This window comes from uncultured Anaerococcus sp., from assembly GCF_937934665.1.
Lineage (GTDB): Bacteria > Bacillota > Clostridia > Tissierellales > Peptoniphilaceae > Anaerococcus.
This window is the reverse complement of the sequence record NZ_CALGYW010000017.1, coordinates 1-11,360: the sequence shown is the minus strand read 5'-3', so window position 1 is coordinate 11,360 and position 11,360 is coordinate 1. Positions and strand designations below refer to the sequence as shown.

Below are 11,360 nucleotides of genomic sequence, written 5' to 3'. Positions count from 1 at the left end.
TTGACGAAGATTCAATAGTTTATAGAAAAATCATATATATTACCAAATTACGACGTTATATAGTAAGTAGAAAAATCATTTATATTACCAAACTACAAAGAAAAAATTAAATAAAGAAAAATTTAATATCGGATTGAAAAAGAAAATAAATTATCTTGGATAATAAAAACTAATAATATCTGGTATAATAATATATAAGATATATTTTGTTTTATGAAAAAAGGAGTTTATTTTGAGTAGACTAAGAAAAAAATCTTTAGTTAAGAAAAGGAGTAATGTTTTGTTAATTCTATTTATTGCAAATGCAATCTCATTGTTTTTAATGAGCAAGTTTATTAGTCATATTTCTTTTGAGAAATCTTCTGCCCTTCTTATTACTGCGGCTGTTTTGACCTTGCTTCAAAAAGTGGTTGAACCTATTCTTAGGTTTTTTGCTTTTCCTATTACATTTTTGACCTTGGGTTTATTTTCCCTCGTCATCTCGGCTTTTGTTTTATATCTGGCCTTTAAATTTGTTGAGGGAGCCTATATTGATTCCCACTTATTTAGTTTGGTTATTGCGTCAATTGTTTTATCAATAGTTTCATCTATTGTTTTAAATGTTATTTCCTAGGAGGTAATAATGGAAGAAAGTAGAAAAAGAGAAGTCGAAAAACGTGGTATTTTTAATGAGGATGGGGATATTGATCTTGCTAAGAGAAAAATTATCCAAGGCAATACTACCAACCTTAACGACTTTAATAATCTAAAATACACCTGGACTAGTGACTGGTATAGGCAGGCTATGAACAATTTCTGGATCCCAGAAGAGGTAAATTTAAACCAAGATATAAAAGATTATAGGAAGCTTGATAAGCATGAAAAAAGAGCCTATGATATGATTATTTCTTTTTTAACCTATCTTGATTCTATCCAAACTGCAAATTTACCTAACCTACAAACCTATGTGACTGCAAATGAGATTAACCTTTGTTTGTCAATACAAACCTACCAAGAATCAATCCATTCTCAGTCCTATTCTTATATTCTTGATACTATCTGTTCTCCAGAGGAGAGGACTAGGATTTTATACCTTTGGAAGGAAGATGACCACCTTCTAAGACGTAACGAATTTATAGGTGAGCAGTACAACGAATTTTTAGAAGATGATAATGAATTTAAGTTTGTTAAGGCGCTAATTGCAAACTACATCCTTGAAGGAGTCTATTTCTATTCAGGATTTTCATTCTTCTACAATCTCGGTAGAAATGGAAAGATGCCTGGAACAGTTCAAGAAATTAGATACATCAACAGGGACGAAAATACCCACCTATGGCTTTTTAGGTCCTTGATTAACGACCTTAAGAAGGAAAGACCTGATCTTTTCACTCCAGAGGCTACAGAGATTTATAGACAGATGCTAAAAGAAGGAGTTCGCCAAGAGATTGAATGGGGTAAGTACGCTATTGGTGATAATATAGCAGGCTTATCTACAACTATGATTGAAGATTATATCAAATACCTAGGAAATCTCCGTGCCCTAGGACTTGGGTTTGAGCCACTTTTTGAGGGTTATACAGAAATACCTCAAGCAATGAAATGGGTAGATGAGTACTCAGATCCAAACGCAGTTAAGACTGACTTTTTCGAAGCTAAGGTAACTGCCTATTCTAAATCATCTATAATTGAGGATGATCTATAAAATAAGATTAAAAAACAGAGCTGGTTGGCTCTGTTTTTTGTTTTGAAATATTTTTTAAGCATTTGTTTCACGTGAAACACTATCTTTCTATCGTATCTCGTATAGAATCTGCCATGGATAGGACGAGGGACTTATTAGCAAAGGGGCCTACTATTATTATTGTTTGGTAAGTATCGTCATTTTGTATTACAAATTTTTTGCCTGTGAGGGTGTTTTCTCTTGATACGAGTCTGATTTCTCCTTCTAAGATGCCGTTTTTTTCCTTAACTTCACCCATATTTATTAGCTGGATTGGGTAGATTATATCTCCTGAGTTTAGGCTGTAGCAATCGTAGTTATTGCCGTCTATTTTATCTTCTTTTATTATTATCTCTCCTATAACCTCGTTATCTTTTTTGGCCAGGTAAGATTTTAGGCCGTCTTCTTCTTGGTTTAGGTAGAAGTTTTCTGGGATTTTCATAGTGAGTCCATCAAGGATTATTTTTTTTGTGGCATAGACTGACAGGTTATTGCTGTAGGATTTGAATGATTTTCTTACTTCGACTGGGTCGTTACCTGCTAGGTAGGATGTCATTAGGATATCAGCCATAATTTTCCCGCTGGATTTGGTATTAGTTTCTTTTATTAGAAAATATATGGTCGAGTTTTGCCCTTTTATAAAAAAGTGAGTTGATTGACCTTTGCCGTCTTCACTTATAAAATATGCGCTATCTATGTCATTAAATTTATTCCTAAGGGGTTTTGACCTTAGCTTATCTTTAAGATTATTTTCTTTGATTATTTTTTGGGAAAGGTCTATAAGATCGTAGTCTCTCTTTATATTTTTAAAACTTATTAAAACCTTATAGGATGGGTCTATGGGAAAGTCTACAAAGTAGCTTTCATCTTTTTTGAAGATTTCGCATCTTTCCGGTATTCTAAAATATATGTCTTGAAGTTTTACTTCCTTGTTATAGTCTAGGTTGTCTAGGTCTTTTTTTGTGTAGGTCCTATCATCTTTTGTAACTGATGATGGGTAGGCTATTAGTCTTTTATCTGTGTAAAGACTCTTATCTTGGGTGAAATTATCAAGTTTTGCCAGGGCGTAAGTTTCTTCATTTATTTTATTTTCTTTTGCGCACCCTACACTAAAAAGGGCAATTATTAGTAGGATTAGGTTTTTTTTCATATTTTTCCTCGAAAATTTAAAATATTTAGCTTATTTTGTCTAGATTATACCCGTTTTGGGTAAAAATATGATATAATTTAGTTATGAATAGGGGGGGTGAATTATGACTGATGACATTTTAAACCAAGTGAAGTCGGCTGAGATGTCGGCTGAAAAAGAACTTGGTTTGGCCAAAGATGAAGCTTTGAGCCTAGTTAGTGAGGCCAGAGTCAAGGCGGAAGAATCCTATAAGGAGGATGTTAACCGTACTAAGGCTAAGGCAAAAAAACTAGTCGATGAGGCTAAAGTCGAGGCCCTTGAAAAAAGTAAACCAGTATTAGAAAAAGCGAGGGAAGAAGCAGAAGAGATTAAAAAGATTGATTTAGATAAGATCTCCAAGACTGTTGATTGCCTTGTAGAAAGGATAGTGAATAATGGCAATAGTTAAGATGAATAAATTTAATCTTCTAAGCTTTGAAGAAAAGCGTAGTAGCCTATTAAATATTCTTCAAAATTTTAACTATGTGCATTTTAACGACCTAGAGATTAGTGAAGGCGAATCCTATCTAAAAGAAGTTAAAAACGAAACTAAGCTAAATGCCCTAGATGAAAGTCTTGAGAAGCTTCACTACAGTATAGAAACTGTAAATAAGTTTGCTGGTGAAGAAAAGACTGACTTAAAGAGATTAGACCTTGATAGGGTTTATAAGGCAGGCGGCAATTTTGATTTTGACCTTATTTATGATAAGTTGATTAAGTTAGTTAAAGAAAGGGAAGGCCTGGTTGAAAAAAGGCAAGCCTTAAGCCAAAAGATTGACGATTTGAGTCCATGGAAGGATATTGATATAAATTTAAGTAATCTCTATGATTCAAAAAGAGTTTATTTGGAGACTGGATCTATATCAAGTCAATTTTATGACACACTCAAGAAGACTCTAGTTGAAAAACACTTAGATGAGTCTATGGTCCACCGCTATAGCGAGGCTGATAAGTTAAGCTACATAGTGGCCATATCTTCCCTTGATGAAGAAGAAGAATTTAAAGAGATCCTTAGAGAATTTGGTTTTGTAAGGATTAGGGTAAGGGCAGAAGGTTCAGTCCTTGATAGTCTAAAGAATTTTGAAAGTGAGAGAAAGACTGTTGGGGCGGATATAGAAAAACTTGAAGCAGAGATTGCTGATTTTTCTAAATATTTAGAAGATTTCTACCTTTATGAGTCCTACCTTGAAAACGAAAGGAAAAAAGAAGCTAGTGCTGAATTTTTCTTGAAAACCAAGTCTATGGATGTGATAGAAGGCTATCTTCCAGCTACTATGACTGAAAGATTTAAAAAAGACCTAGAAGAAGTTTTAGGAGATAAGTATATCCTAGATATCAAAGAAGCTTCTAAGGATGACCCAAAGGTGCCTATAATACTTGAGAACAACAAGATAGTAGAACCTTATGAGTCAGTCGTAGAAACTTACGCTCTACCTAGATATGATGAGTTTGACCCATCCTTATTGGTGGCAATCTTTTATAGTATATTTACAGGATTTATGATAGGAGATTTAGGCTATGGACTCTTGGGAGTTATAGCGACTATTGTAGCTCTTAAGGTAAAAGATTTTCCAAAGTCAACTGAGAAAATGGTCAAGCTATTTTTGGGTATTTCCCTATCGGCTTGTTTTTTTGGTTTTATCTTTGGTTCAGTCTTTGGTGGTATCATAGATGTACCATTTGGTTGGGTAGATACACAAAATGATATAAACACCCTTATTACCATGAGTCTTATCATAGGTGGCATAGCCCTATTTGTTGCTCTTGGTATGAAAGCCTATATGTATATAAGAGATGGCAAACCAATGGATGCTGTATATGATGTAGTATTTTGGTATATGGCAGTTGGAGGACCTATCTATTATGTTTTAAGCAAAAATAAAATCGGCCTTTACCTTATGGGTATAGGTATGGTTGGTATAGTGCTTTTTGCAGGTAGAAATGCCGAGTCAATTGGCGGTAGGATAGGATCAGGAGTTTATGATTTATACGGCATTACCTCTTGGGTTGGAGACTTTGTATCCTTCCTTAGACTTATGGCCCTAGTTCTATCAGGAGGCTTTGTAGCCTACGCAGTCAACGTAATTGTTAAGATGCTCTTTGGTGGGGGCATAGGAGGAATTATAGGCGGTATTATCGTCTTTGTAGTATTCCAACTATTTAATATGTTCCTATCTTATTTATCAGCCTACGTCCACTCTTTAAGACTAGTTTATGTAGAAATGTTTAACAAATTCTACGAAGGTGGCGGGGTTAAATTTAGAGAAATGTTAGAAGATACTAAACAAATAATAATTAATAGAGGAGAAAGAAAATGACAGATTATTTAGTTGAAAATGGCGGATTAGTATTTGGAGTTTTAGCTATGGCTTTAGCTACACTCTTATCAGGTATGGGAAGTGCTAAAGGAACAGGTATGACAGGTGAGGCTGCAGCAGCTCTTACAGTTGAACAACCAGAAAAGTTTGGTAAGGTTCTAGTTCTACAACTACTACCAGGTACCCAAGGTCTTTACGGTTTTGCTATTGCCTTCTTTATCATGGGTAAACTAAGCCCAGATATGACATTTGCTGATGGCTTATACTTCCTAATGGCAGCTCTACCAGTAGCTATAGTAGGTTACTTCTCAGCTGTAAAACAATCTAAGGTAGCTATAGCAGGTATCAACATCCTAGCTAAAAACGAACCAGAATTCGTAAAAGGTATGATCTACTCTGTAATGGTTGAGCTTTACGCAATCTTAGGATTTGTTATTTCCCTACTACTTGTTATAAGAGCATAATATTAGGATAAGATTATGACTAATCTTGATTTAATATTAGGATCTATAAAGACAAAGGCAGAAGAAGAAAAAAATCAGATATTAGAAGAAGCTAAAAAAGAAGCTGACCAAATCCTAAACGAAGCTAAAGAAAAAGCAAAAGGTGAGGCTGAAACTATCATGAAAGATGCTGAAAAAGAAAGTAAGCTTGTCCTTGATAATGAGAAATTATCCTCATCTCGTAAGGCTCGTGATATAAAAATAAAGGCAAAAAATGAGCTTATAGACGAAGTTTTAGCAAAGGTCCTAGATAAACTTAAAGATTTAGACAGACCAGCCTATAAGAGATTTGTTCTAAATAGACTTCAGGACTTCCCACATTCAAAAGCGGAAATAATCCTTAAAGAAGGTATGGACTTTGCCTTTAATTCTAGTGAACTAAAGGGACTTAGGGTTTCAAACGAAACTACTGATGATGGTTTTATCATAAAAGATAACGATATAACCTATGATAACTCTTTTTCATCAATTCTTGACTATGAAAAGGATGAAATCAAGAAAATAATATCTGACGCACTTTTTACTAAGGAAGAAATATGAATAGAGAAAACTTCATAGCAGCTTCTATATCCACCAGGATATACGAAGATGATCTGCTTAAGGCCCGAGACCTTGAAAGACTAAATGACTATGGAAGTTTAAGTGAAGTGATAAATGCTCTAAACGACTCATCCTACGCTAGCTTTATAGCAGATCTTGCCAGAGATGAGAAGTATGAAGAAATCTTAAATAAGGAACTAGTAAGGGTTTATGAAAAAGTATCCGATGTTACTCCTGATAAAAATATCAGCCAGTATTTAATCGAAAAATATAATTTTCATAACCTAAAATTAGTTGTTAAAGAAATTATCCAAGAGGAAGATTATTCTAAAATCTACTCAAAAATGGCAAATATAGACACAGCCTATATAAAAAGAGAACTTATAAAACTAGGTGATGAAGAACTTATAGAAGATAAGCTTTTAGAAAAAGACGAGAGAGATACCTACCTAGTCTATGCCAAAAAAGCTCTAGAAGCCTATAGGAAAACAGAAAACCCAGCCATGATAGACATATCCCTTGATAAGTCTTATTATGGAAGGGAACTTGACCTTGCCAAGGCTACAGGTCTTGACTCTCTTCTAACTTATACCAAGGAAAGTATCGACCTAGTTAATATCAAGACCCTTTTAAGAATTAGGGGCCAAAAACTTGATCTTGACTACTTGAGAGATTCTCTAATAGAGGGAGGAAACCTGGATAAGGATGACCTCCTAGAAATGGCAAGCCTAGATATAGAAGGGATTTTAGTAAGAACATCAAGCCTTGCTATTAATTCCTATCTAGAAGAGTACCTTGATAAGGATAAGTCTGATACGGAAAATCTTCTTAACCTAGAAAAAGCCATAGACGATCACTTTATGGACTTTGCAAAAAAAGCCAAGTCCATGACCTATGGACCAGAAGTTCTTCTAGGCTACCTAATAGCTAAGGAGCAAGAGATTAAAAATCTAAGGATAATATTTATCTCTAAGTTAAACTCACTTCCAAAAGACTTTACTAGGGAAAGGTTAAGAGAAACTTATGTATAAAATAGGAGTAATTGGCGATAAGGATTCGATTTTAGCCTTCAAGGCGATTGGAATTGACGCCTTTACAGCCATTGATGAAAAAGACGCAAAAAAACTAATAGATAAGCTTGCCAGTGAAGACTACGGTGTTATTTTTATAACCGAAGCTATGGCAAAGCTTTGTCAGGAAACAATAGATAAATACAGAGAAAGTATGACTCCAGCCATTATCCTAATTCCATCTAACAAGGGATCAATGGGTATAGGCCTTGCTGATATCAACCGTTCAGTTGAAAAAGCAGTCGGAGCCAACATTCTAAATTAAAGGAGCTTAATTTGAATATAGGTAAAATTACTAAAGTATCTGGACCACTAATAGAGGCAGAGGGCCTATCCGATGCTAATATCTATGACGTGGTTGAGGTATCAAAAGATAAGCTCATCGGCGAAATAATAGAGATGAGGGGAGATGTCGCAAGTATCCAAGTATACGAAGAGACAACTGGTATAGGCCCTGGCGATGAAGTTAAAACAACAGGTAGACCTCTATCAGTTGAGCTTGGACCAGGTATGCTTGAGAGAATGTACGATGGTATCCAAAGACCACTTGAAAAACTTGAAGATCTTGCAGGAAATTTCCTAGAAAAGGGAGTAACAGCACCAGCCCTAGACAGGGAAAAAGTTTGGGAATTTGAACCAGTAGCCAAAATCGGAGATGACCTAGTTGCTGGAGATATCCTAGGAACTGTAGAAGAAACTACAGTTATAACCCATAAGATTATGGTGCCTTATGGCATAGAAGGTAAAGTAAAAGACATAAAAGCTGGCGAATACAAGGTAGCTGACACAATCGCTGTTTTAGAAACAGAAGATGGCGATAAAGAACTAAACATGATTCAATATTGGCCAGTAAGACAAGGTAGACCAATCAAGGAAAAAATCGACCCTAATGAGCCACTTGTAACAGGCCAAAGGGTAATAGATACCTTCTTCCCAGTAGCTAAGGGCGGTACTGCAGCTATCCCAGGGCCATTTGGATCAGGCAAAACTGTAGTTCAACACCAAATTGCTAAATACGCAGACGCAGATATTGTAATCTATGTAGGTTGTGGTGAACGTGGTAATGAGATGACTGACGTATTAAATGAATTCCCAGAACTTGTTGACCCAAAAACTGGTGAATCAATAATGAAACGTACAGTCCTAATCGCAAACACATCAAACATGCCAGTAGCAGCGAGAGAAGCCTCTATATATACAGGTATTACCCTTGCAGAATACTACAGAGACATGGGCTATAACGTAGCCATGATGGCAGACTCCACATCTAGATGGGCAGAAGCCCTCCGTGAGATGAGTGGTCGTCTAGAAGAGATGCCAGGTGATGAAGGTTACCCTGCTTATCTTGCCAGCCGTGTAGCGGACTTTTATGAAAGAGCTGGAAAGGTTAGAGTTTTAGGAAATAGAGAAGATCTTGGAACCCTCTCTGTAATAGGAGCAGTATCGCCTCCAGGAGGAGATATGTCAGAGCCAGTAACCCAGGCAACCCTTCGTATAGTTAAGGTCTTCTGGGGACTAGATTACGATCTTTCTTACCAAAGACACTTCCCAGCTATTAACTGGTTATCATCTTATTCTCTCTACCAAGACAAGATGGATAAGTTTATAGACGAAAATGTTGACGAAGACTTCTCAACTATGAGAAAACGCGCCATGAGTCTATTGCAACAAGAATCAGGACTACTAGAAGTAGTAAGGCTTGTAGGACGTGACGCCCTATCTGATGATGATAAGTTAAAACTAAATGTAACAAAATCAATCAGAGAGGACTACCTCCAACAAAACGCCTTCCACGATATAGACACCTACTGTTCTTTAACTAAGCAAGATAAGATGCTAGACCTTATCCTTTATAACTATGATAAGTGCCTAGAAGCCCTATCTAATGGTGTTGAGATAAAAGAAATAGAAGGCCTTGAAGTTAACGAATCAATTTCAAGACTAAAACTAATCAGCGAAGAAGACAAAGAAAGATTTGACGAAATTAAAACTCAAATCGATCAAGCTATAAGCAAGCTAATAAAGGAGGCATAGACGGATGTTAAAAGAATATAAAACAGTAACAGAAGTAGTTGGCCCTCTTATGCTTGTTGAAGGCGTTGAGGGAGTAAACTTCGAAGAATTAGTAGATATAAAACTTCATACAGGTGAACACAGAAGAGGTAGGGTAATAGAAATAAGCAAAGACCGTGCCATGGTTCAGCTATTTGAAGGATCAACAGGTATCAACCTTGAAGGAACATCAGTAAGATTTTTAGGTAGACCACTTGAGCTTGCTGTAAGCGAAGACATGATAGGCCGTGCCTTTAATGGACTTGGTGAAGTTATAGATGATGGTCCAGAAATCATCCCAGAAGATAAAAGAGACGTAAACGGTACAGCTATAAACCCTGTCTCAAGAGAATACCCATCCGAATTTATCCAAACAGGTATCTCAACTATAGACGGCCTAAACACCCTAGTAAGGGGTCAAAAGCTACCAATCTTTTCTGGAAACGGTCTGCCACACAACCAAGTAGCAGCCCAAATTGCAAGACAAGCTAAGGTACTTGGAGATGATGAAGGCTTTGCGGTAGTATTTGCAGCTATAGGTATTACCTTCGAAGAAGCCCAATTCTTCATGGATGACTTTAAGAAAACAGGAGCAATTGACCGTTCAGTATTATTTATGAACCTAGCAGATGACCCTGCAATCGAACGTCTATCAACACCAAAAATGGCCCTAACTTGTGCAGAATACCTAGCCTTTGAAAAAGACATGCAAGTCTTAGTAATCATGACAGATATGACCAACTACGCAGAGGCCCTTCGTGAAGTATCTGCAGCCCGTAAGGAAGTACCAGGTAGACGTGGTTATCCAGGATACCTATATACAGACCTTTCTACAATCTATGAAAGAGCAGGTAAACTTCGTGGCAAACCAGGAACAATAACCCAAATTCCTATTTTATCAATGCCAGAAGACGATATTACCCACCCAATCCCAGACCTAACAGGCTACATTACTGAAGGACAGATTATCCTAGACCGTGGACTTTATAACCAAGGTATTGCCCCACCAGTATCAATCCTACCATCCCTATCAAGGCTTAAAGATAAGGGTATAGGCAAGGGCAAAACCAGAGAAGACCACGCAGATACCATGAACCAAATCTACGCAGCCTACGCATCAGGTGTAGATGCTAGAGAACTTCAAAAAATCCTAGGTGATTCTGCGCTTTCTGATGCAGACCTAGCCTTTGCAGAATTTGCCAAGGCCTTTGAAGAAAAATATATCAACCAAGGTTATTACACAAATAGGTCAATCGAAGAGACTCTTAACTTAGGTTGGGAACTTCTAAAGATAATTCCAAAATCAGAGCTTAAGAGAATTGACGACGCCCTAATAGAAAAATACATGGACTAGCCTATGGCAAGATTAAAAGTAACCCCAACTAGGATGAACCTAAACACCCTAAAGGGAAGACTTGCCACCGCCAAAAGAGGATATAAGCTATTAAAAGATAAGCAAGATGAGCTTATGAGACAATTCTTAGAGCTAATCAGAGAAAATAAAAAACTCAGAGAGGAAGTAGAAAAGGAACTATCAGATTCCTTCGCATCCTTCCTCATGGCATCAGCCTTCATGAGCCCAGAAGTCCTTGAAGAAGCGGTAAGCTTTCCAACCCAGGAAGTAGGCGTTGATATAAAAACAAAAAACGTCATGAGTGTTAGGATTCCTAAGATGGAATTTAAGGTAAATGTAAATGACAAGGCAACCATGTTCCCATACGGCTACGCGACAACAAGTGTTGGCCTAGATGAAGCTATACTCAAATTAAACCACGTAGTAGATAGGCTCCTAGAACTAGCTGAACTTGAAAAAACAACCCAGCTAATGGCAGATGAGATAGAATCAACAAGAAGAAGGGTAAATGCCCTAGAATACAGAACTATCCCAGATCTTGAAGAAACAATCAAATACATCAGAGCCAAACTAGAAGAAAACGAAAGAGCAACCATCTCTCGTTTGATGAAGGTAAAAGATATAATTTCAGAAGAAAGATAAACAAAACCACCGGG

General features: G+C 36.6%; 12 protein-coding genes. 11 read left to right on the top strand and 1 reads right to left on the bottom strand.

Translation table 11 applies throughout. The features are described 5' to 3' along the window. Nucleotides 1–232 precede the first annotated feature (232 nt). Nucleotides 233–613 carry a phage holin family protein gene (locus Q0410_RS00815; RefSeq protein ID WP_299031767.1) on the top strand — a complete coding sequence of 127 codons (381 nt, stop codon included), beginning with the start codon at nucleotides 233–235 and terminating at the stop codon, nucleotides 611–613. Nucleotides 614–622: 9 nt separating this feature from the next. Beyond that, a complete protein-coding gene (locus Q0410_RS00810; RefSeq protein WP_299031764.1) occupies nucleotides 623–1,681 on the top strand; it encodes a ribonucleotide-diphosphate reductase subunit beta in 1,059 nt (352 codons plus the stop codon). 79 nt (nucleotides 1,682–1,760) lie between these two features. On the opposite strand, the gene Q0410_RS00805 is transcribed toward Q0410_RS00810, so the two are convergent. After that, complete coding sequence (locus tag Q0410_RS00805; RefSeq protein ID WP_299031761.1) at nucleotides 1,761–2,849, bottom strand: hypothetical protein; 1,089 nt, start codon at nucleotides 2,847–2,849, stop codon at nucleotides 1,761–1,763. Between the two features lie 103 nt (nucleotides 2,850–2,952). Here Q0410_RS00805 and Q0410_RS00800 point away from each other — a divergent pair, with 103 nt between their 5' ends. The 9 genes from Q0410_RS00800 to Q0410_RS00760 are packed head-to-tail and all read left to right on the top strand — an operon-like array spanning nucleotide 2,953 to nucleotide 11,346. After that, on the top strand, nucleotides 2,953–3,276 hold the full coding sequence (locus Q0410_RS00800; RefSeq protein ID WP_299031759.1) for a V-type ATP synthase subunit H: 324 nt from the start codon (nucleotides 2,953–2,955) through the stop codon (nucleotides 3,274–3,276). Continuing rightward, nucleotides 3,263–5,185 (top strand): V-type ATP synthase subunit I, encoded by a 1,923-nt coding sequence (locus Q0410_RS00795; protein ID WP_299031756.1) that lies wholly within the window; start codon nucleotides 3,263–3,265, stop codon nucleotides 5,183–5,185. The genes Q0410_RS00800 and Q0410_RS00795 overlap by 14 nt, the downstream gene beginning before the upstream one ends. After that, nucleotides 5,182–5,649, top strand: coding sequence for a V-type ATP synthase subunit K (locus Q0410_RS00790; protein ID WP_299031753.1), 468 nt, complete (start codon nucleotides 5,182–5,184; stop codon nucleotides 5,647–5,649). Before Q0410_RS00795 ends, Q0410_RS00790 begins: the two co-directional genes overlap by 4 nt. A 15-nt stretch (nucleotides 5,650–5,664) precedes the next feature. Continuing rightward, the gene (locus Q0410_RS00785) at nucleotides 5,665–6,228 is read left to right on the top strand and encodes a V-type ATP synthase subunit E (RefSeq protein WP_299031751.1); all 564 of its coding nucleotides are present in this window, start codon (nucleotides 5,665–5,667) and stop codon (nucleotides 6,226–6,228) included. Further along, complete coding sequence (locus Q0410_RS00780; protein ID WP_299031748.1) at nucleotides 6,225–7,259, top strand: V-type ATPase subunit; 1,035 nt, start codon at nucleotides 6,225–6,227, stop codon at nucleotides 7,257–7,259. The genes Q0410_RS00785 and Q0410_RS00780 overlap by 4 nt, the downstream gene beginning before the upstream one ends. Further along, a complete protein-coding gene (locus tag Q0410_RS00775; protein WP_299031745.1) occupies nucleotides 7,252–7,563 on the top strand; it encodes a V-type ATP synthase subunit F in 312 nt (103 codons plus the stop codon). The genes Q0410_RS00780 and Q0410_RS00775 overlap by 8 nt, the downstream gene beginning before the upstream one ends. Before the next feature lie 11 nt (nucleotides 7,564–7,574). Next, nucleotides 7,575–9,332, top strand: coding sequence for a V-type ATP synthase subunit A (locus Q0410_RS00770; protein WP_299031742.1), 1,758 nt, complete (start codon nucleotides 7,575–7,577; stop codon nucleotides 9,330–9,332). Nucleotides 9,333–9,336: 4 nt separating this feature from the next. Continuing rightward, on the top strand, nucleotides 9,337–10,704 hold the full coding sequence (locus Q0410_RS00765) for a V-type ATP synthase subunit B (protein ID WP_299031739.1): 1,368 nt from the start codon (nucleotides 9,337–9,339) through the stop codon (nucleotides 10,702–10,704). 3 nt (nucleotides 10,705–10,707) lie between these two features. Next, nucleotides 10,708–11,346, top strand: a complete 639-nt coding sequence (locus Q0410_RS00760; RefSeq protein WP_299031736.1) for a V-type ATP synthase subunit D — start codon at nucleotides 10,708–10,710, stop codon at nucleotides 11,344–11,346. Nucleotides 11,347–11,360 lie beyond the last annotated feature (14 nt).